The 19,698-nt window shown below is 69.5% G+C and carries 21 protein-coding genes; 6 read left to right on the plus strand and 15 right to left on the minus strand.

Annotation, left to right across the window (positions count from 1 at the left end):
- From AWC17_RS01795 to AWC17_RS01805, 3 genes are all read right to left on the minus strand, one after another.
- On the minus strand, positions 1–1,193 hold a 1,193-nt coding region (locus AWC17_RS01795; protein WP_141224408.1), incomplete at its 3' end, for a DUF7159 family protein.
- 153 nt (positions 1,194–1,346) lie between these two features.
- Positions 1,347–3,242, minus strand: a complete 1,896-nt coding sequence (locus AWC17_RS01800) for an Hsp70 family protein (protein WP_085164183.1) — start codon at positions 3,240–3,242, stop codon at positions 1,347–1,349.
- Positions 3,243–3,399: 157 nt separating this feature from the next.
- On the minus strand, positions 3,400–4,623 hold the full coding sequence (locus AWC17_RS01805; RefSeq protein WP_046185141.1) for a hypothetical protein: 1,224 nt from the start codon (positions 4,621–4,623) through the stop codon (positions 3,400–3,402).
- 38 nt (positions 4,624–4,661) lie between these two features.
- On the opposite strand from AWC17_RS01805, the gene AWC17_RS01810 reads away from it, so the two are divergent.
- Positions 4,662–5,306 (plus strand): TetR/AcrR family transcriptional regulator, encoded by a 645-nt coding sequence (locus AWC17_RS01810; RefSeq protein ID WP_046185140.1) that lies wholly within the window; start codon positions 4,662–4,664, stop codon positions 5,304–5,306.
- A 107-nt stretch (positions 5,307–5,413) separates the two neighbouring features.
- On the plus strand, positions 5,414–5,896 hold the full coding sequence (locus AWC17_RS01815) for a nuclear transport factor 2 family protein (RefSeq protein WP_141224410.1): 483 nt from the start codon (positions 5,414–5,416) through the stop codon (positions 5,894–5,896).
- A 4-nt stretch (positions 5,897–5,900) separates the two neighbouring features.
- On the opposite strand, the gene AWC17_RS01820 is transcribed toward AWC17_RS01815, so the two are convergent.
- Entirely contained in the window at positions 5,901–6,557 is a 657-nt protein-coding gene (locus tag AWC17_RS01820) for a L,D-transpeptidase family protein (protein WP_046185138.1), read from the minus strand.
- A gap of 59 nt (positions 6,558–6,616) precedes the next feature.
- Positions 6,617–7,294, minus strand: coding sequence for a phosphatase PAP2 family protein (locus AWC17_RS01825; RefSeq protein ID WP_046185137.1), 678 nt, complete (start codon positions 7,292–7,294; stop codon positions 6,617–6,619).
- Positions 7,295–7,376: 82 nt separating this feature from the next.
- On the opposite strand from AWC17_RS01825, the gene AWC17_RS01830 reads away from it, so the two are divergent.
- Positions 7,377–7,859, plus strand: coding sequence for a hypothetical protein (locus tag AWC17_RS01830; RefSeq protein WP_046185136.1), 483 nt, complete (start codon positions 7,377–7,379; stop codon positions 7,857–7,859).
- Here AWC17_RS01830 and AWC17_RS01835 read toward each other — a convergent pair.
- Positions 7,843–8,127 carry a hypothetical protein gene (locus AWC17_RS01835; protein WP_046185135.1) on the minus strand — a complete coding sequence of 95 codons (285 nt, stop codon included), beginning with the start codon at positions 8,125–8,127 and terminating at the stop codon, positions 7,843–7,845. The two genes, AWC17_RS01830 and AWC17_RS01835, sit on opposite strands and share 17 nt — an antisense overlap.
- A 61-nt stretch (positions 8,128–8,188) precedes the next feature.
- On the opposite strand from AWC17_RS01835, the gene bluB reads away from it, so the two are divergent.
- Positions 8,189–8,866, plus strand: a complete 678-nt coding sequence (bluB, locus tag AWC17_RS01840) for a 5,6-dimethylbenzimidazole synthase (RefSeq protein WP_046185134.1) — start codon at positions 8,189–8,191, stop codon at positions 8,864–8,866.
- A gap of 38 nt (positions 8,867–8,904) precedes the next feature.
- The gene (locus AWC17_RS01845) at positions 8,905–10,308 is read left to right on the plus strand and encodes a sulfatase family protein (RefSeq protein ID WP_046185133.1); all 1,404 of its coding nucleotides are present in this window, start codon (positions 8,905–8,907) and stop codon (positions 10,306–10,308) included.
- Here the strand turns inward: AWC17_RS01845 and AWC17_RS01850 are convergent.
- Positions 10,305–11,090, minus strand: coding sequence for a trans-aconitate 2-methyltransferase (locus AWC17_RS01850; RefSeq protein ID WP_085164185.1), 786 nt, complete (start codon positions 11,088–11,090; stop codon positions 10,305–10,307). The genes AWC17_RS01845 and AWC17_RS01850 overlap by 4 nt on opposite strands.
- A gap of 122 nt (positions 11,091–11,212) precedes the next feature.
- Here AWC17_RS01850 and AWC17_RS01855 point away from each other — a divergent pair, with 122 nt between their 5' ends.
- Positions 11,213–12,433, plus strand: coding sequence for an alpha/beta hydrolase family protein (locus AWC17_RS01855; protein WP_046185131.1), 1,221 nt, complete (start codon positions 11,213–11,215; stop codon positions 12,431–12,433).
- Here the strand turns inward: AWC17_RS01855 and eccE are convergent.
- From eccE to AWC17_RS01895, 8 genes are all read right to left on the minus strand, one after another.
- On the minus strand, positions 12,423–13,412 hold the full coding sequence (gene eccE / locus AWC17_RS01860; RefSeq protein WP_085164187.1) for a type VII secretion protein EccE: 990 nt from the start codon (positions 13,410–13,412) through the stop codon (positions 12,423–12,425). The genes AWC17_RS01855 and eccE overlap by 11 nt on opposite strands.
- Positions 13,409–14,803 carry a type VII secretion-associated serine protease mycosin gene (gene mycP, locus AWC17_RS01865; protein WP_046187038.1) on the minus strand — a complete coding sequence of 465 codons (1,395 nt, stop codon included), beginning with the start codon at positions 14,801–14,803 and terminating at the stop codon, positions 13,409–13,411. The genes eccE and mycP overlap by 4 nt, the downstream gene beginning before the upstream one ends.
- Complete coding sequence (eccD, locus tag AWC17_RS01870) at positions 14,800–16,263, minus strand: type VII secretion integral membrane protein EccD (RefSeq protein ID WP_141224412.1); 1,464 nt, start codon at positions 16,261–16,263, stop codon at positions 14,800–14,802. Before eccD ends, mycP begins: the two co-directional genes overlap by 4 nt.
- 42 nt (positions 16,264–16,305) lie before the next feature.
- Positions 16,306–17,187, minus strand: coding sequence for an ESX secretion-associated protein EspG (locus tag AWC17_RS01875; protein ID WP_046187145.1), 882 nt, complete (start codon positions 17,185–17,187; stop codon positions 16,306–16,308).
- A gap of 10 nt (positions 17,188–17,197) precedes the next feature.
- Positions 17,198–17,488, minus strand: coding sequence for a WXG100 family type VII secretion target (locus tag AWC17_RS01880; protein ID WP_046187146.1), 291 nt, complete (start codon positions 17,486–17,488; stop codon positions 17,198–17,200).
- A gap of 41 nt (positions 17,489–17,529) precedes the next feature.
- Positions 17,530–17,823: a type VII secretion system protein EsxG gene (gene esxG, locus AWC17_RS01885; protein ID WP_046187147.1), complete on the minus strand. Its 294-nt coding sequence runs from the start codon at positions 17,821–17,823 to the stop codon at positions 17,530–17,532.
- A 63-nt stretch (positions 17,824–17,886) separates the two neighbouring features.
- Positions 17,887–19,377 (minus strand): PPE family protein, encoded by a 1,491-nt coding sequence (locus tag AWC17_RS01890; protein ID WP_085164189.1) that lies wholly within the window; start codon positions 19,375–19,377, stop codon positions 17,887–17,889.
- 2 nt (positions 19,378–19,379) lie between these two features.
- Positions 19,380–19,688: a PE family protein gene (locus tag AWC17_RS01895; protein WP_047324034.1), complete on the minus strand. Its 309-nt coding sequence runs from the start codon at positions 19,686–19,688 to the stop codon at positions 19,380–19,382.
- Between the last annotated feature and the right edge of the window lie 10 nt (positions 19,689–19,698).

The following is a 19,698-nucleotide window of genomic DNA, read 5'->3' on the forward strand; positions in this document are numbered from 1 at the left end:
GGCGTGTACTGCGGGGCGGGCCGGCTCGGGGCGCGATAGACCGGTGCGGCCGGCGGCGGCTTCACCGGGGTTTGGGGCGCCGGCTGCTCGGCCGCCGGCGGCGCCGGCTGCGGGGCGGCCACCGCGGTAGGGGGCGGTGACGCGGGGGCGGGCGGCTGCGCTTCCGGCGGCGCACTCGGGGCCTGGGCGGGCACCTGCTTGGCCGGAGTGGCGACGCTGACCCGCGGGTTCTGCGGGGCGTTGGACCCCGGCCGGTCGGAGGCCAGCGAAAACAGCACCACGCCGGCCACGACGGCGGCGATCCCGGCCAGCGCGCTGCCGGCGAGGAACATGGGCCTGCGCCCGCGCGGGTTCACGTCGTCCTCGTCCGCGACGGCGCTGTAGGCCAGCGCGTCGGCGTCGGCGTTGCCCCAGACGTCCAGGTGGGTCGGGCCCAGCGCTCGGGGACTCACTTCGCCGGTGCCCGGGTCGAGCGCGTACGCCAGGGCCGCCGTGGACGAGGCGAACAGCGGCGCGTTCGCCGACGCCAGCGCCGCCCCGCGGGCCAGCGCCATCTCCGGCTCCTCCGGAGCGGTCACCTCGAGCGGGGTCGCCGCCTCGAGCGCGGGCTTGACGGCCACGATGTCCGTGCCGCAGCCGACCAGGAAGACGCCGTCCGCCCGCGTCCCGCGCGTGTTGAGGCCGGCGACCATCGTCGCCAACTCGGCGGCGAGCGGCCCCTGCCTGGGGTTCGCCAGCTGCTGGCGGTGCAGGTCGACGATCGAACCGTCGGTGACGTCGACGACGGCCAGCGTCGCGGTCTCGGGTTCCACGAACAGCATGGCGATGTACTCGTAGTCGAGCGCGGACCCGACCGTCTGGGCCAGCGCGGCCGCGGCCAGCAACGGGGACACCAACATCACGCTGCCCATACCGCGGCGGGCCATCGCATCCCGCAGCAAGCCGGCGCCGGCGGGGTCCGTCCAGGTCACTCCGGTCGACACCAACTGGTGGCCGCCCGCGAGCGCACCTTCCCGGGTGCCGCCGATCGCCGCAAGCACCTCGTCGACCGCACCGACGGCCACCGGGTCACCGCCGGCGGCGCCGACGTCGAACTCGTCCTGTTCGACGGTGACACCGTCGGCGTTGTGGCCCTCGATGACCACCAGGCGGACCGTCTCGGGAGCCATCGAGACCCCCAGCACGATGTCCACGTACGCCTCCACAGTCCGCTGATTCGCGCTGATTTGCTCCGAGGCCCTCCATGAGGGCACCACCGGATAAACCCCGCCCGACCGGGTGACACCACGCTACCCGCGCGGGCCCGGCCGCGCTCATGGAGCGCGCTTACCGGGAACGACGCGCGGCTAGTAGCCGGGGCTCAGGAACGGATTCTGGGAGTTCCCCGGGTACTGAGGATAAGGGGTGTACTGCGGGGCCTGGGGCGCCTGCGCCTGCGGAACCTGGACGGGTATCGGGACCGGCAGCAGCGGCACATGGATCCACTGGGTGGTCATCGGCACCGTCGTGCTGGTGGTCGTGGTCGTCGACGGTGGGGGCGGCGTTTCGGTGGTGGTCGTCGGCGATGGCGGGGGCGTCGTCATGGCCGTCGTGGTCGGCGTCTGAGTCAACGGCGGCGCGGTGTGCCGCGGGGTGTAGACGGGCGGCACCTGCGTGGTGACCACGACCGGCGGCGGCGGTGCTGATGGTGGCGGTTCGGGCGGCGGCGGCGCGGGGCTGGGCACCGGCGCGGCGCTGGGCGGGGGCGGCACGGCCGTCGGGGGCGGCGGCGCGACGGTGCGGGGGACCAGGGGGCGGGCCGGCGGCGCAGGCTGGGGTGCGACGCTGGGCGCCGGCGGGGCCTGGCGGTTTTCGATCCCGGTCAGCGTGTAGGCCACACCGCCGATCGCCGTCATGGCCACCAGCGCGGACATCCCGATGATCAACTGCGACAACCGAAGGCGGCGCCACGGCCGGTCCGGGGGCGGATCGATCACGTTCAGCCGCATCGACCAACCGGATGGGCCGTCTTCGTCGTAGGTTTCGCCGCCGAACCGCACCCGCACGTCGCCGGGGTACTCGGTCTGCGACCACGCCAACTCGCGATCCGTCAGCGCCTCGTCGTCGATCACCAGCACGTCGCCGGCCCCGAGGTCGACGACATGACCGGTGGCGTGGGCGGACGCGAGTAAACCCATCGACGTCCGCGTGCGCAGACTCAGCTCTTCGCCGCGGGACGCCAGGAGCAAGGCGCCGCAGGCTGCCGCGAGGGCGGGCTGCGACGGCGTCAGCACCGGGATGCGGCCGTGGATCGAAAGCCGTTCGGCGACAAGCGGAATGTGTGCGCCGCCGCCAACGGTCACCACCGCCGCGAGGTCTGCCCAGCTCTTGCGGTAGCGCACCAGCATGTCGTCGAAGGCGTAGATGAAGCCGGTCAGCCGATCCGCCATCAGGTCTTCGAGATCGTCTCGCTTCAGCGTGAAGCCGCAGCTGCGTTCGCCGAGCTCGGCGGCGATTTCGGTGACAACGTCAATGGACAGCCGCTCCTTGGCCAGCCGGCACTGTTCCCTCAGTTCGCCGAGCTGGCCGACGGCGGCCGTACTGGCCGGGTCGATGCCGCTACCGCGGCCCAGCTCCTCGAAGACCCGCAGCAGCAGCTCCTGGTCGATCTCGTCGCCGGACAGGGCCGCGTAACGCATTGTCGCGCTCACGAGTTCGAAATCGCCCGCGACATTCACCAGCGTGGCCGACGTACCGCCGCCGCCGAAATCGAGCAGCCCCACCACCCCATCGTCGGGCAGGCCGAGCTCGTCCTTCACCGCGGCCAACGACGCGATCGCGTCCGAGACAAGCTGGGGCGCCATGCCGCTGCGGACGAACCCCAGATGCGTCCGCAGCCCGTCGCGCAGCGCCTGCACCGTAACGGGTTTCCAGTACGCGGGCACGGCGATGGAGATCTCCGAGCACGATGCGTCCGCGTCGGCGGCGCGCACCATCGCGTCCAGGGCCTCGACCGTGAGCAGTTCCGGGTCGTGCGCGGACCCGTCGGCGGACACCAGCGCCACCGAGTCGCCGATGCGCTCCACGAAGCCCTTCATCATCACGCCGGGCTCCGATAGGTACGGATCCTCTTCGGGCACGCCGACTTTCGGCGCGCAGTGCGGATAAAGAGTCAGCACGGAGCGCCGGGTAACCGGTGGGCTTTCATTGCGCGCAGCGACCAGGTTGGTGGTCCCGATCGACAACCCAAGTGGGTCGTACATAGAGCGAAAACTTTCGTCTATAGGGGTCGGTGGCCAGCGTTAACGATAGCCGCGGACACGCCCAAAACCGATGGCTTGCAACATCATCGGTATCCGGTCGATGCCACCTCGTCACCGAAGTGGTACCGCTAACCCCTTGACAAATTCGCGCTCGTGCTCACACCACGGTGAGCGGCAGCGATCGCCTCGGCTCAAACTGGAATGTCGCTCCGCCGCTGACCTTCGTTACCGACACCTCGGGCAGTTCGGCCGCCGCGGTGTCGGTTTCGACCAGTTCCGCGGTCCAGTCGGTGTTCGTGCCGCTGACCCGAACCTCGATGTGCGGGTCGATGGCGGTGGCGATCGCCTGCAGCGGTTGCACGGATTCGGGTGTACACAGCGCGATCCAGGCGGCGTCGTCGTGGGCCGGTGAGCGGTGCACGACGAGCCGGTTGGCCGTTTCTGCGCAGACGTAGCCCGCGGGGTTCAGCAGGGGGTGCAGTTCGAGCACCTCCAGCACGCCTTCGATGCCGCCCGGGAGTCCCAGCGCGCGGTGAATGCGCTCGGCGGCCACGCCCGCGATGCCGGTCAGGCCTTGGGTGCACACCGATACGGCTTGGGCGTCGTCGGTGGCGCGTGCCCGCACCGCGATGGCGAACGACAGGTACAGCAGGTGCATCTGCAGACAAACCTCGTCGGCCATCCGGACCAGCGCCGAATGCGAGAAGCCGGCGAAGTCGAAGTCGGACAGCAACGGCCCGGAGTAGTCCGCATTCCCCTCGTCCGACCCGTCGATCGGATCGAGTTCCCATGTGGCAGCTCGGGTTTGGCGAACGATGTCCAGCGCGGGAATGCTCTGGGCCTCGGGATAGGACTCGTCGATGATGACGGTCCACGCGCAGTGCGGATGGCGATCCGCGGGCGTGCGCGGCGGCCGGTGGATGGGCCGCACCTGGGCGCGCGCGTTGGTCGCCACCGCGGTGGCGTCGAAGGTGGGGTCCTCGATGGTGTGACACATGCCGAACACGTACTTCTCGCCCATCGGCTCCACGTCGAGCAAGGCACCGCAGTGGTCGAGGTGGAATTCGCCGTGCCAGCGGTCGTGGACGGTGTAGCGGAAGTCCATGAATTGCGGTGGAGCGCCGATGTCGAGCTGCAACCCCTTGAAGATGGTCGGCACGTCGTCGCCCTCGAAGTTGAGCGCCCGCTGCATGCGTCTGGTGTAGATCGGGCTGGCACCCGCCCACTCCTCGATCGCGATCTGCACCATCTCGTCGCGGCCGAACGCGCTGATGCACCAGGCCATGCCGGAGCGGTCGATCAGCTGCCCGATCAGGAGCAGTTCGGGAACCAGGACGGCCAGCTGCTCGCGGGTCAACCGCGCATATCGGGATTGGCTCACGGGCCAAAAATAGACTTGGCTATGTTATAAAGTCAACAATGTCCATCGCTGCAGGCCAGTCCGCTGCGGGCTCCGTTGGCCCCACCCGCCGCACCAGCGCGCCACGCAAGCGCGGCGACGACACCCGCGCGAGAATCATCGACGAGACGGTCCGCTGCATCGTGGAGGAAGGGTTCGCCGCGGCGACCGCCAAGCATGTGGCCGAACGCGCGGGCGTGACGTGGGGGGTCATCCAGTATCACTTCGGCGATCGCAACGGCCTGTTGATGGCCGTCGTGGACGACGGGGTGGACCGGCTGATCGAGAGCCTGTCGTCGGCCGATGTCAGCGAGCTGCAGCTGCGCGAGCGCATCGAGGTGGTCGTCGACACCGCCTGGAGCTGCTACAGCAGTCCGACGTCGATGGCGGCGTTCGAGATACTGCGCGCGACCCGCGGAGGGCCGGGCGAATCCCCGCGGCGTCATCTGCTGGAGATCAACGCCGCGATCGGGCAGCTGGGACGAGTGATCACCGACGACCCGGCGAACGCCGGTGTGGCCGAAGTCATCTGGGCCACGCTGCGGGGTGTGGTGCTGGTGCAGATGCTCACCGGGACGGCGATCGACTGGAGCCTGGAACGACGCGCTCTGATCGACATGGTCACCCGCTACCTCTCCGACGGTCAGGCCTACCGCGACACTTAAACCACGCACAAGACACGCCACACCATGTGACCGTGGCTTAAGTCTCGGCGACACCGGCTCTTCGATGCGGGCGCAGGCGGCGTATCACCGTGTGCTGCAATGACGGGATGAGCACCCTCACCCTCGACGACCTGGCCGCCATCGAAGCCATCAAGCAGGTCAAGTACCGGTACCTGCGCGCGCTGGACACCAAGCACTGGGACGACTTCGCCGACACGCTCGCCGAGGACATCAAGGCCGATTACGGGCCGTCGCTCGGCAACGAGTTGCACTTCACCAACCGCGACGACCTGGTGGAATACATGCGCAGCTCGCTGGGGCCGAACGTCATCACCGAACACCGGGTGACCCATCCGGAGATCACCGTGACCGGCGATACCGCAACGGGCAATTGGTATTTGCAGGACCGGGTGATCGTCGCCGAACTCAACTTCATGCTGATCGGTGCGGCGTTCTACCGCGACACCTACCGGCGCACCGACGCCGGCTGGAAGATCAGCGGAACCGGCTACGACAGGACCTACGACGCCACAATGTCGTTGGCGGGCATGGACTTCAACGTCAAACCCGGTCGCGCGCTGGCCATTTAACCCGCTACTTGGTGATCGCTATCACCGCACCGGGCCGCAGCCATTTCATGATCGACACCAGCTGAGCATCGTCGACCGCGACGCATCCCTCGGTGGGTTTCCCGTCGGTGGTGTGGAAGAAGAACGCCGAACCGCCGCCCGGCGTCTTGTTCTGGTTGACGCCCATCACGACCGCGTGCTTGTACTGCGGTATCTGGAGATTCTCGCTGTCGGCGGTGTTGAACGGGCACTGCGCCTTCTGGCACACCTGCATGGAGTTGAACGTGGGGCTGTGGTCGTCGCCGCTCCACCAGTGATTGGCCCCCACCTGCGTGTACGGCAGCCCGGTACCGGGATTGGGCGCGGTGCCGAAGGCGGAGTCCAGGGTGTATACGCCCATCGGAGTGGCCGGCACCCCGCTCTTGGCCTGCGGTGCCATGCCCGCCGAACCGACGTGGGTGGGAATCCCGGTCCGCAGCGCCTGCCAGCCGGCGGCGCTGCGCTGATAGATGTCCATCGTCGCGTTCGATCCGCCCGTGCTCATCACCGAAACCACCTGCGTGGCATTGCCGACGGCGTTCGCGAACCAGGGTGCGCCGGCCGCGGCACCGATCGGCGCCAGGGCCAGCGACGCGAAAAATGCGCACGCCGAAGCGGACAACGAAGCGAGCAGTCGGCGCATGACCTCAATCGTCAAACGCGCACAGCGCTAGGTCAAGTAAAGCTTTAGACCCGGTTAGGTCACCGTGCCGTGACCAAATCGCCCGCGTCACACGGTTTTCGGGAGAAGACCGCGCTCGGTGGCCGAATTGCCTTGAGACACAACAGGAAATACAGGTAGCCCAGCGACCAGCCGGCCAACACGTCGGACGGGTAGTGCACGTTCAACGCCACCCGGGAGACCCCCGCCGCCAGCACGCTCAGCGCGACCACCGCGACCGCACCGCGGCGCACCACCCGGTTCATCGTCGGCAACACCAGGGACAGCGCAGCGAGCAGCGCGGCCGTCACCTCCAGCGCGTGCCCGGACGGAAACGAGGTCTCGGCCGCGGTTACCAGCATGGTCGACGGCCGCGGCCGGTCCGCCAGCAGCTTCGCCGCCACCGTCACCAGTCCGCTCAGCGGCGCGCAGGCCAACAGCAGCAGCCCCGCCCGCACCCTTCGCGTGACCAGGGCGACTACCGCCGCCACCGTGCCCAGCACGCGAAACGGGACCGGTCCCAGCGCAAAGGAGACGTCCGCCCAGAATCGCACCCAGATGTGATCTCTGGCCGCGCTGTCCCGAGCGGCGTCCAACAGCGAGGAATCCATGCGCTGCAGCCAGTGCCAGTCCTGCGAGTAACCCACCCACATGAGGGCATAGACGGCGGCGGCGGCCAGCGCGATGCATACGGCCGGAATGGTCCGCGGTCGGGTCATAACCCCACCGATACCAGCCGCGCCCGCGCAAGCGTCGGGCGGCCTGACCACGCGGTCTGGCAGCCCGGTCCATACTGGCGTCATGGCCGTATTCGTCCGTAGGTTGTTCGGCATCGGCAAGCTGCCCGACGACGTGTACGCGCAGGTCGAGGCGGAAGGCCTTATCTACCTCGCCGACTACGTCCCGGTGACCCGGCGATTCAGGGGCACCATTCCCGGCGTGCGATTGCCGCACAGCGTCGCCAGCTACACCGGTTCGCTGGTGTTCACCTCCGAGCGGGTGCTGGCCACGCTGTCCATGCTGCCCCGGCTGGCGGGCCCAACCGTCGACGTCCGCTGGGACGCGCCGCAGACCGGCGCGGCGCAGGTCGAGATCTCGTCGACCGGTTTGCAGGTCGACGTCGACATCGCGCGGGTCGACCCGAAGTTCAGCGGCGAACTGTCGCTGCACTACAAGGTCGCCATTCCGGCCGATGTGCTCAGCGGCCTGCCGCGGCAATCGCTGGCCTTCGACATGCCCCCCGACTACGTCTTCCGCGCGGTCGGCGTTACCTATAGTCCGTGATCGTCATCCGCGGCCAGGGCGGCTGCCGCAGCACCGCCAGGCTGCCGATCACCGCCGCTAGCAAGCCGGTGACCACTCCGATCAGCGCGATTCGATTCGCGTCCAGGGCGGGCTCCCAGGACGCCTCGCCGTTGCGGACGACGAAGACGCCGAGCGGTTTGACGACGGGGATCACGGTGGTGCCGTCCGGTGTCTGATAGGGCTCGCGGTATACGCGGCCGGCAGCTCGGTCGGTGGGCAGTTGGTCGAGTAGGTCGAACGGCTTCACGGAACACTCCCTTCTCGGGTGTTCGTGCGGACACGGTTCACGCTAACGCGGATTTCCTACGATGACTCCCGTGAGCGATCAGGCCTTCAGTCCGCAGGAGCGGCGGGCCGTCTATCGGGTGATCTCCGAGCGGCGGGACATGCGCCGGTTCGTCCCCGGGGGCGTGGTGGGCGAGGACGTGCTGGCGCGCCTGCTGCAGGCCGCCCACGCGGCGCCCAGCGTCGGTCTGATGCAGCCGTGGCGTTTCATCCGGATCACCGATGACTCGCTGCGGCGGCGCATTCACGCACTCGTCGACGAAGAGCGCCCGCTCACCGCCGCGGCCCTGGGCGAGCGGGCCGGGGAGTTTCTGGCGCTGAAAGTCGAAGGCATCCTCGAGTGTGCCGAGCTGCTGGTGGTGGCGCTGTGCGACGACCGGGAGAAGCACGTGTTCGGCCGGCGGACGCTACCGCAGATGGATCTCGCGTCGGTGTCGTGCGCGATCCAGAATCTGTGGTTGGCGGCGCGCTCCGAAGGCCTTGGCATGGGCTGGGTTTCGCTGTTCGATCCGCACCGGTTGGCGTCCCTGCTACAGCTGCCCGCCGGGGCGGAGCCGGTGGCCATCCTGTGCCTGGGTCCGGTGCCCGAATTCCCAGACCGTCCGGCGCTGGAACTGGACGGCTGGGCCGTCGCCCGCCCGCTGTCGGAGTTCGTCTGCGAGAACCGCTGGAGTCGGCGCACCGAGGCTGCCCCCGAGTAGCTGCGGTATCGTCGCCGGTCGCAAGGCAAGTTGGAGAGGTGACGCAATTGGCACCGGGCGAAGCAGCGGACCAAAGGGACAACGTGCTGATCGTGCATTGGCACGATTTGGGCCGCTATCTCGGCGTCTACGGCCACCCGGACGTCTCCAGCCCCCGGCTGGACCGCCTTGCCGCCGAGGGCATCCTGTTCACCCGGGCGCACGCCACGGCGCCACTGTGCTCGCCGTCGCGCGGATCGCTGTTCACCGGCCGCTACCCGCAGACGAATGGCCTGATCGGGCTGGCGCACCACGGCTGGGAATACCGCAGCGGCGTGCGCACCCTGCCGGAGATATTGACCGATGCGGGTTGGTACTCCGCGCTTTTCGGCATGCAGCACGAGACGTCCTACCCGCAACGGCTGGGCTTCGACGAGTTCGACGTGTCGAACTCGTACTGCGAGTACGTGGTGGACAAGGCTGGCGAATGGCTCCGCGAAGACCCCGAAAACCTCGCGGGCCAACCGTTCCTGTTGACCGCCGGGTTCTTCGAGACGCACCGGCCGTATCCGCGGGAGCGCTACGAGCCGGCGGACAACGCGCAGGTCGACCTGCCCGACTACCTACCCGACACCCCCGAGGTGCGCGGCGACCTCGCCAGCTTCTACGGGTCGATCGCGACGGCCGATGCCGCCGTCGGCCGGCTGCTGGACACGCTGGCCGAAACCGGATTGGACGCCAAGACCTGGGTGGTGTTCTTCACCGACCACGGCCCGGCGTTCCCCCGTGCCAAATCCACGCTCTACGACGCGGGAACCGGCATCGGCATGATCGTCCGGCCCCCCACCAACCGGGGCCTGGCCCCGCGGGTTTACGACGAGCTGTTCAGCGGCGTGGACCTGCTGCCGACACTGCTGGACCTGCTGGGTCTCGACGTTCCGCCCGATGTCGACGGGGTGTCGCACGCGCGCGCCCTCATCGCGCCCGACCCGCACACCGTGCCGGTCAGGGACCATGTGTACACGACGAAGACCTATCACGACTCGTTCGATCCCATCCGCGCGATTCGCACCAAGGAATACAGCTACATCGAGAATTACGTGCCCCGGCCGCTACTCGACCTGCCGTTGGACATCGAGGAAAGCCCTTCCGGGCACGCCGTGGCTCCGTCCGTCACCGGTCCGCGCCCGGAGCGCGAACTCTACGATCTGCGCACCGACCCCACCGAGACCACCAACCTGCTGGCCGGTGACAATGCCGGTGCCGACGAAGTCGCGGCCGATTTGGCTGTGCGGCTTCATGATTGGCGCCAGCGCACGGGTGACGTCATCCCGTCGGAGTTCGCCGGCACCCGCATCGCGGCGCGTTACACCGAGACGTATCTGCAGATCCATCGGTTGAAGCCGACCGCCCGGTCGGCGATCGCCGCCGACCGCGGCATCGAGAAGGAAGCGAGCCGTTAGCCGGCCGAACGCTGCGAGCCGCCGGCCTGGGCGACGATGAACACCCGCCGGAACGGGAAGATCGTCGTGCCGTCGGCCCGGGGCGGGTAGGCGTCGTCCAGCAGCGGGATGAGTTCCCCGCGGAACCGCTCCCAGTCCTCGGCGCTGAGACGCTCGCGCACCGGAACCAGCGCCGTCCCGGTGATCCATTCCAGTACCGGATTGTCACCGGTCAGCAGGTGCAGGTAGGTGGTCTCCCAGACGTCGACCTTGCATCCGGCGTCCAGCAGCATGTTGGCGTACTGGATCGGCGGCTGCACCACGGCACCGACCCGAAATGGTATGTCGCGCATTGCTTTTGCGTATGGCTCGCGCCGGGCCAATGTCCGCACCGTGGCGTGTGACGGCGTCTCGAAGTTCCCCGGAACCTGGACGGCGATCCACGATCCGGCGGGCAGCTCGTGCGCCCAACGGACCAGCAGGTCGGTGTGCTCGGGCACCCAATGCAGGGCCGCGTTGCTGACCACGACGTCGGTATCGGGCTTGGGCTTCCAGTCCCGCAAGTCGCCGATGACGGCGTCGATGCCGCGTTCCTTTGCGGCGGCGACCATCTCCGGCGAGGTGTCCATCGCCTCGATCACCGCCTCCGGCCAGCGCCGGGACAGGTATTTGGTCAGGTGGCCGGGCCCGCAACCGAGGTCGACGACGCGGCGGGCCCGCTCGGCCCCCACCCGGGACAGCAAGTCGTAGAAGGGCCGGCTGCGATGGTCCGCAAAGGCCAGGTAGACATCGGGATCCCACATGTCGGTCCTCCTGATCACGCGCCGTTGCCAGTCGGCAGATAGACCAACCGTATTAACGCATGCCGCCCGGGAGCCGCCCAAGTGGCCCCGGGAGCTGCGCCGGCCGGTTAGCATCGGCGTTCGTGGCGCCCGACACTTCGATTGATCCGCCCATTCCCGTTCCGGACATTCCCGGTGCCTTCAAGGGTGCCTTCCAAGGTGCAGACGTAGGAACCGACGTCGGCGGATTACCCCCGAATTCCGCGCTATCCCCCCGCCAGCGCATGGTAGTCGAGGGCTCGGCCATCGGCGACCTCGCCCTGCGCACCTGGGTGTCGTCGCTGCTCACCGCGACCGTGGCGCCGGTTGTGGTCGCCGCTTCCCTGCGGCACTCCGAGGCCCGCGCCGAGCGCGCCAACCTGAACTTCTACGCCGAACTCGGCGCGCAGCGAGATCCGGTGAAGTCGTTTCCCGCGCCGACCGAATCGCCGCGGGTCTCGTCGCGGCCCGCCAGCCCGCTCACCGAGTGGGTCGCGGGCGGCACGGTGGAAAACATCGCGTTCCCAAGCAGCTTCACGGCCATCAATCCCGCGATGCGCGAGCAGTGGGGCGCCTGGAAGTCCAACAACGTCGTGCGCGCGCAGCACTGGCGCCACGAGGACGGGCCGCGTCCCACGCTGTGCGTCATCCACGGGTTCATGGGTTCGTCGTATCTGGCCAACGGGCGGTTCTTCGCGCTGCCGTGGTATTACCGCTCCGGCTACGACGTCCTGATGTATACCTTGCCGTTTCACGGCAAGCGCGCCGAAAGGCTCTCGCCGTTCAGCGGTTTCGGCTATTTCGCCGGCGGCCTGAGCGGTTTCGCCGAGGCGATGGCCCAGGCGGTGCACGACTTCCGGTCCGTCATCGATTACTTGCGCGGTACCGGAGTCGACCGCATCGCGCTGACCGGCATATCGCTGGGCGGTTACACCTCGGCGCTGGTGGCCTCGGTCGACGACCGGCTGGAGGCCGTCATCCCGAACTGTCCCGTCGTCACCCCGGCGACCTTGTTCGACGAATGGTTTCCGGCCAACAAACTCGTCCGGCTGGGGCTGCGCCTGTCCAACATCAGCCGCTCGGAGTTATCGGACGGGCTGGCCTACCACTGCCCGCTGAGCTATCGGCCGCTGCCGGCAAAAGACCGGCGGATGATCATCACCGGGCTCGGCGATCGGATGGCGCCGCCGGACCATGCCGTCAAGCTGTGGGAGCACTGGGATCGTTGTGCGCTGCACTGGTTTCCGGGCAGCCACGTGCTGCACGTGAGCCAGCTGGACTATCTGCGCCGGATGACCGCGTTCCTGCAGACCGTCATGTTCTAGCGGTTTCGGCGACGGGCGCCTCGCCCACCGGAGTCGGCCAGCCCAGCTCCGCCAGCAACCCCGCAGGCGCATCGATGTGCCCGTCGAGCCGCTGCGTGGACAACAGATCCAATGCCTGAAGCGCCGGCCGATGATTGCCTCGCTGCGGGGTCAGCCCGGCCAGCGGGGCCGTCCGCTCCGGCGGCGTGTCGGTCAGGAAGGCGCACGCGGCCGCGACGGTGTTGCGGGTCCCGTCACCGGCGAGCTCGAGCGCCGTGCACGTTTCCCGCGCAGGATGCGCCCGGATCGCGTCGAGTGTCTCGGCCAACTCCCCGTCCACCCGGATCCGGTACGCCGCCAGGTAATCCGACGCTGCGCGCTGCACCCCGGACCAGCTCTCGCGGGGGTTGGAGGTGAGCAGCCGCGGGGCGTCGTCGGGCGCGACGCTGGTGACTTCCCACCCGAGTTCCCGCAGGTGGTCGGCCAGCCGGCGTGCCGCCACCTCCGCGGTCTCATGCAAGGGGATGCGTGCGGAGCGCGCTTGCAGCGCGGGCAGGTTGTCGGTGGCCGATATCGTCAGCCCGATCCACGTCTCGCGCCTCGACGCATCGGATGCGTTGTCGCGGACGGTGATCCGGATCTTGTTCGCGCGGATGCCGTAGCGGTCCAGGTAGCGGGCGATCAACAGCAGCGGCAGCACGTCGGCGTCGCCGTTTGACGGCCCGACCCGCAGCAGCGCGGTTGCCGCGGTGGCAGAGGCGGATTCGAGTGCGGTCGTCTCGCCGCGTCCCATGATCGCCAGCCGGCGGCGCAAAAGGGTGGTGAAATACAAACCCCGCCAGCAGCCGAACAGCACGATCACGACGGCCGCGGCGATGCCGAGAAGCCAGTAATCCCGCGGGGACCGCCAGGGGTAGGCCATCACCGCGGGCACGACGGCCAGCAGCGCCAGCGTCACTCGGCCGGGTCCGGGGGTGGGTATCCAGCGCTGAAGGCTCACGGGGTGGGATCCTTTCGTCGGCGGGTGGCGGCGGCGGTCATCGCGCCCGCGACTGCGACAAGCACAGCCAGCGCGGCGGTTCCGGCCAGCGCGACGGTCCGCGGGGTGGTGTTTTTGGGCGCGGGTGCCGGCGGAACGGCGACCGGCTTGACCGCCACCGCGGGAGGCTGATTGCCCGCGGGCAGTTGCCAGGTCAGGGCCGCCACCGGATCCACGCTGCCGGCGCCGACGACGTTGGATGGCGCCCGTGCGCCGTTGTGTGCGGTCGCGGTGATGCGATGGACGACCTGCGTGGCGTTGAGGTCGGGGTACTTGCTGCGGACCAGCGCCGCGACGCCGGCGACGTAGCCGGCCGCATAGCTGGTGCCGCTCAGCGCGACCTGTTGCTGGTGTTCGTCGGGCAGCCCGTTGGCCAGGGCGCCACCGTCGGCGTTGCCGACCGACACGATGCGTTCGCCGGGCGCGGCGATGCCCACCCACGGACCGGCCATGGTGAATTTCGACGGCTGGCCGTCGGGTGTCAGGGAGGCCACCGACAGCACGTACGGCTGCCACATCGACGGGATGGAGACCGAGGTGACGCCGGCCCAATTGCGTGGATCGTCCGGACGGCTCAGGTCGGTCAGCGGGTTGGACTCGCATGACGTTCCGCCTGCGACCGATCCGGTCGGTCCGGTGTTGCCGGCGGCCGCCACGATCACCGCGTCCTTGTCCACCGCCGCATAGCGGATCGCCGCGCCCAGCGCGTCCTGGTCGACGGGCCGGTCGGCGGGCAGGCAAGTGAGCGTGGAGATGTCGATCACCCTGGCGCCGAGGTCGGCCGCATGCACGATCGCGCGGCTGAGCGTCGTGACGTCCAGGCTCGCCCGCGCCATCAGCGGGTCGCCGCCGGGGGTGCGCGGCGAGAACTTGGCCGACGTCGTCCTGATCGACACCACCCGCGCCGCGGGCGCCACGCCGGCAAAACCGTCGTCCCCGGGCTGTCCGGCGATGAGCCCGGCCACCAGGGTGCCGTGGCCGTCGCAGTCGGTCAGGCCGTCGGTCGTCTCGACGAAGTCACCGCCCGGGTCGACGTTGGGCAGCCGAGGACCCGGCCGCACCCCGGTGTCGAGCACCGCCACCAGTTGGCCGTCACCGCGCGAGAATTGCCATGCCCCAGGCAGATTCAGCGTCGCCTGGCTGGGCGTGACGGCCGCGGGATCACTGCCGGGGATCACCCCGGAGGCGCTGCACGGACCCCGCTGCTCCATCGGCTGGACGGGACCCGGGGCCCCGCTGGGCGGCGGAACGCCCGGATCGACCTTCGGCGCTTCGATGGCCATCGCCGACGGGCAGGTCCACAGCAGCGCAGCCAAAGCCGCTGCGAGACAGGCTGATCCGGTCCGAATCATCGATTGAGAATCCAGGCGAAGATGCCGACCAGGTAGGCCATGACGGGGATGAGCGACGCATCGAGCCCGCCCGCGACGAAGCCCACCAGCCGGCGCACGGGAAGCGAATAGCTTTCCGGCTCGGCGATGTGCGGGTTGAGGGCCACCACTATCCATGCCAAGGCCAGCGCGACGAGCACCAGCGCCGCTCCCAGGGCGGCGGCGTAGCGTCCGGTCGCGGTGTAGAGCACCAGCAGGACACCCGCGGCCAGGAAAGGCTGCGCGAGCAGCCACGCCTTGCAGACGGCCGAATCCCACACCCGCGCGCGCAGGACGGACGTCGCCGCCGTGGCGCCCACCACGTACCAGCCCGCGCCGCTCAGCGCCTCTGGGCGCAGTGCGATCGCCACCGAGCCCAGGACGCTGAGCAGCACTGCGGCAGCGATGAATCCGCTCTGATGGGCGTCGCCGATCCGCACCCGTCGCGGGAGATCCTCGAGCACCCGCAACGACGGAGCCGACGGGGTGGGATCGCCGGGCGCGGGGATGACCGGCAACGGGAAGCGCGCCCACAGCGCCGAGAGCTGCGCGGCCTCGATGGTGACCAGCAGTGCCGCGACGATCAGGCCGCAGCCGATGGCGAGGGGGCGCAGGTGCCAGAGCACCTCGGCGCCCGCGGCCAACAACACCCCCGCCCCCACCACCGCGGTCGCGGTGAAGAAACCGACGATGCGCTCGCGTTCGGCGCTGGGCACCATCAGGGCGATCAGCGACCACGCGGTGACGCCGGCCGCGGCGAGCATGATGTGCGCCGGCCCGAACCGTCCGGGCACCGCCAGCGCCAGCGCGGCGCCGATCGGCACCAGCGCGGCGATCGACAGGGCCGTCCCGGCGCGCCGCGCGCGGGCCGCCACCAGCAAGCCGACGATCGCGGTCACCGCGGCGACCGCGCTGACCGCGACCAGCCCGGCCAGCGCGCCGGTGGCGACGCGGTAGGTGACCGAGAGCCCGGTGGCCAGGAACGCGACCGCGATGACGGCGGCCAACGCCCCGCGCTGGATATGCGCTGCGCCCCAAGGCTTCAGCCGGGAGGCCGAAAAGATCATGGCCGCGTCGGCGATGTCCTCGACGATGCCGGGGGCCGCATGGCCGACGGGCACCGGCTGCAGTGCCAGCAGGTCACCGTCCACGACCCCGACCGTGTCCAGGCTGGCGTCCAGGCTGAACGGCGCCCCGCCGATCGGGGCGAGGCTCAGCTGGGTCGCGGCGCCGAGGTCGGCGGTCCCCCGGGTCGCGCCATCGGAGTCGCCGTTCGGGGCCGCCGGTACCACCAGACGCTGTACGGCGGGCAGGATTTCACGTAGCGGCAACTCGGCGGGCAACGCCATCTCCGTCAGCCTGCTGTCCGCGAGGATTGCCACGCGGACGATCGGCATGACGGCGCCGGACGTCACCGGACCCTCGAAGGATGCTGGGGCCATACCTGAAACATCGTTGCTCTCTTCTCTATTTCGGAGTTGCGGTTATGCGTGCTGGGCAGTGAAATCTCTGGCCAACCGGTGGCCGGAGAACCATTCGGAGTCCGGCAGTAACGCGGTCAGCTGTTCAATCGCGACGGCGATCGCAAAGGGTGTGCCGGGGGCGAATGTCGACACCCACTCGCCGTCGAACGCGCGGGACGGGCTCACCAGCACCCGCCCCGCTGCCGCGTCGACGATGCTCATCCCCACCTCGGTGGTGGCGTGCCGCCCGTCGCGGTGGCAGCCGGCGACGACCTCGACGTAGCTGCGCGGACCGTTGAACACCGACTCCACCACCGGTCGCGCCGACTGCGGGATACCTAGGTAGTCAACGACTTCGGCCAGCGAGGCGCCCGAACGCAGCCGCTCGTCGGCCCGCGCGCCGACCCGTGTCGGCATGCCGAACTCGTCGAATCGAGCCGGCGGTTGCTGCGCCAGCCCGACGCCGAGGACCGGAACCAGCGCGCGCGGGTCGTCGATATCCATGGCGGTGAACGTGATCAGCTGCGCGCTGCGCAGGGCCACGATCGTCTTGGCGGTGATGGCGGAGCGCTGCGCCACGATGCCGCGCAGCAGCTCGCCGGTGCCGTTGTCGTTGTCGTTGCCCTTGGCGGGGCCGACGTAACGCAGGTCGAGCCATCGCTCCGGAAAGCACACCACTCTGATCCAGTCGGCGACCGCCGGGTTGACGGCGCCGCCCTCCGATACCAGACCCATCTGGGTCAGCTCGGCCTTCTGACGCTCGAGGAACGCTCGGCGTTGCGCGGCATCGCTATAGGGCGAGGTGATTGCGAGCACCCACGGGAAGCTGCCCGCCCCAATGGTTTCCGCAATGAACCACGCGTGGTCGACCGTCAGCTCGACGGCATTGGGTTCAGCGCTCATTTAACAAGGACTAACCGCCCCATTTGGCGGCTTCGGCCTGGTCACGGGCGAGCATGGACATGGTGTTGGCTTCGTGGGTGCTGGCCATCGCCTGGTAGGCCCGCACCAGGCTTTCCATCGCCTGGTTCCACTGGGTCTGCCACACCTGGTAGGTCATACCGGTGTCGCCCTGCCAGGCGTTGGACAACGTCGCCTGCTCGGCGGCGATGTCCGAACCGAGGCCCTGCATCGTGCCGGCGTAGCCGGACATGTCCGCGGCGTGGCTCAACATCGCCGGGTAGTTGTACATGATCTGGGACATGACAAGTCCTTTCGCGGTTGGTGGCGTCTGAAGCGGCGGTATCAGAAGGCGGTGTAGCCGGATGCGGCGGCGGCGTCGGCGGCCACGTAGGTGCCCGCTGCGTCGCCGAGGTTGGCCTGGGCGATGTCCAGCAGGGTGTTGACCCGGGCGGCGACCTCGACGAAGCGGGCGTGCGCGGCCTGGAACGCGGCCGAGGACTCGCCCTGGTGGAATGCCTGCGCCGACATCGCTTCTTGCTCGGCCTGGCTGATGGTGCTGCGCATCAGGGCCGCCTTGGCGCTGAACGCCGATTGCGAGGCCACCAACTGCGGGATATGAGCGTCCAACATGCTCATGGTGATTCCTTTCTGTTCGGTCTCATGGGGTTTCGCTGACTGACGAGCATCGTGCTGTCTGCCTTACCCCCCTTCCCTCGGCTCGGTGGGGCGCGCCGGGTCTTGGTTCGCGTCGTGGTCCCAGGTGCCGGGCGTCATCGGCATCCTTGGGCCGCCGCCGAACTCGCCGTCCGTTAGCTTGGTCAGTCCGGCCGCCCGGAAGGTGTTTTCTCTCCGCGCGGTGCCGGCGAAGCCCAGCGTTCCGGCCCCGGCACCGGATGCCGCCACGGCCAGCGGCTCCTCGTCGCCGTAATCCGGTGGGACGCCGATGTCGGAGTCCATATCGAGGTATTCGTCGCTGTAGTCGCGCATCGCGGCCCGCCGGCGCCGCCGCGCGCGCGCCTCGGCCCGGCCGGCCGCCGCCGCGCCGGCCGCCGGGATGGTCGCCGCCGGCGCCTTGACGCCACCGCGACCGCCCACCGTCGGGCCGACACCGGTCTCCGGGTCACCGCCGTAGGCGACCAGGTACGCGAGAGTGCTTGGCGCCGGCACCGGCGCCGGCGCGGGCGCCGCACCGGAACCCGCGGCAACCGAAGTGGCCGGGGCCCCAGCGGGAGTCGCCACCGTCGGTGCCAGCGCGACCGCCGGCAGCAGCGACGCCGGCTTGGTCGACGCGACCAGCGGTGTCGCCGCGGCTCCGGCCGCGACCGGCGCGATCTCGGCGGGCGCGGTGAGCAAGGAACTCAGGCCGATGCCGAGCAGCAGGGGGATGAGGAAGGGTGCGGTCAAGATCGCGCCCCAGGTCGGCCACCCGACGGCGTTGAAGAACACCTGATAGGCCACGAAGAACAGCAGTGGGCCGTTGGCGGCCAGTAACGCCGGCAGGTTCGACGAGAAGTCCTGCAGCATCTTCGAAATGTTCTGGAAGAAGTCGTGCAGGAACTGGGACAGCTGCTGGAAGAAATCCGAGATCGGGTTGGACGAGCTTTGCACGGCGTTGGCCGTGGTGTTGTTCGCCTCCCCGCCCGGACGCACGATGGACGGCGCCGGGGTACTGCGCGGCGCGGAGGCGAGCGCCGCGCCCGAGGTGGCCTGATAGGCGCTCATCACGGTGGCGGCCTGGACCCACATCCGCGCATAGTCGGCCTCGTTGACCGCGATCGGAATCGTGTTGATGCCAAAGAAGTTGGTCGCCACCAACACCCCGTGGACGGTGTGATTGGCGGCCAGTTCGCCCAGCGTCGGCATGGCCGTCAGGGCGGCGGTGTACGCCGCCGCCGCGATCTCGTGCTGCGCGGCCACGCCCGCGCTGTCGGCACTGGCCTGCTGCAGCCACGCCAGATACGGCGCGTGCGCGGCCGCGTACTGCTCGGCGGTTGGCCCCTCCCAGGCCCCCGCCTGTGCCGCTCCCAGCACCCCCGTGAGTTCGCCCGCCGCCGTTGCGTATTCGGCGCTCAGCGAGGTCCACGCGCCGGCGGCCGCCAGCAGCGGCCCCGGTCCGGGACCGGCGCTCAGCAACGTCGAATGCACCTCGGGCGGCGAAGCCATCCAGAGGGGCGCAACGGGGGACGTCATTGTCAGCCGCCCGCTATCCCATACGTCGCGGCGGCCGAGGTGTCCCCGGCGAGATAGCTGGCGCCGGATTCGCCAACACCCACGCCGGCGCGGCCGAGTTCTTCCACACCTTGGGCGGCGACGACGGCGTGCTCCTGGCCCTGTGCGCTGAACCCGACGGCCGTCTGCAGCGACACCGGGTCCACCGCCGGCGGCACCACCGCGGTGATGGCCGGAGCGGCCGCCGCATGCGCGGCCGCCAGCCGCGCCGTCAGCGCCTCCACCGCGGCGCTGGTCGCGGCCAGGCCCTCAGGAACCACTCGCAACGTCATGACTCTCCCC

Origin of the sequence: Mycobacterium nebraskense (assembly GCF_002102255.1) — a bacterium.
Lineage (GTDB): Bacteria > Actinomycetota > Actinomycetes > Mycobacteriales > Mycobacteriaceae > Mycobacterium > Mycobacterium nebraskense.

What these genes read in the sequence shown, in the direction of transcription:
- AWC17_RS01800 (WP_085164183.1), bottom strand. Translation starts at nt 3,242, where the DNA reads ATGTACGACCCACTTGGGTTGTCGATCGGGACCACCAACCTGGTCGCT.
- AWC17_RS01810 (WP_046185140.1), top strand. Translation starts at nt 4,662, where the DNA reads ATGTCCATCGCTGCAGGCCAGTCCGCTGCGGGCTCCGTTGGCCCCACC.
- AWC17_RS01815 (WP_141224410.1), top strand. Translation starts at nt 5,414, where the DNA reads ATGAGCACCCTCACCCTCGACGACCTGGCCGCCATCGAAGCCATCAAG.
- AWC17_RS01820 (WP_046185138.1), bottom strand. Translation starts at nt 6,557, where the DNA reads ATGCGCCGACTGCTCGCTTCGTTGTCCGCTTCGGCGTGCGCATTTTTC.
- AWC17_RS01825 (WP_046185137.1), bottom strand. Translation starts at nt 7,294, where the DNA reads ATGACCCGACCGCGGACCATTCCGGCCGTATGCATCGCGCTGGCCGCC.
- AWC17_RS01830 (WP_046185136.1), top strand. Translation starts at nt 7,377, where the DNA reads ATGGCCGTATTCGTCCGTAGGTTGTTCGGCATCGGCAAGCTGCCCGAC.
- bluB (WP_046185134.1), top strand. Translation starts at nt 8,189, where the DNA reads ATGACTCCCGTGAGCGATCAGGCCTTCAGTCCGCAGGAGCGGCGGGCC.
- AWC17_RS01850 (WP_085164185.1), bottom strand. Translation starts at nt 11,090, where the DNA reads ATGTGGGATCCCGATGTCTACCTGGCCTTTGCGGACCATCGCAGCCGG.
- mycP (WP_046187038.1), bottom strand. Translation starts at nt 14,803, where the DNA reads ATGATTCGGACCGGATCAGCCTGTCTCGCAGCGGCTTTGGCTGCGCTG.
- eccD (WP_141224412.1), bottom strand. Translation starts at nt 16,263, where the DNA reads ATGGCCCCAGCATCCTTCGAGGGTCCGGTGACGTCCGGCGCCGTCATG.
- AWC17_RS01875 (WP_046187145.1), bottom strand. Translation starts at nt 17,187, where the DNA reads ATGAGCGCTGAACCCAATGCCGTCGAGCTGACGGTCGACCACGCGTGG.
- AWC17_RS01880 (WP_046187146.1), bottom strand. Translation starts at nt 17,488, where the DNA reads ATGTCCCAGATCATGTACAACTACCCGGCGATGTTGAGCCACGCCGCG.
- esxG (WP_046187147.1), bottom strand. Translation starts at nt 17,823, where the DNA reads ATGAGCATGTTGGACGCTCATATCCCGCAGTTGGTGGCCTCGCAATCG.
- AWC17_RS01890 (WP_085164189.1), bottom strand. Translation starts at nt 19,377, where the DNA reads ATGACGTCCCCCGTTGCGCCCCTCTGGATGGCTTCGCCGCCCGAGGTG.
- AWC17_RS01895 (WP_047324034.1), bottom strand. Translation starts at nt 19,688, where the DNA reads ATGACGTTGCGAGTGGTTCCTGAGGGCCTGGCCGCGACCAGCGCCGCG.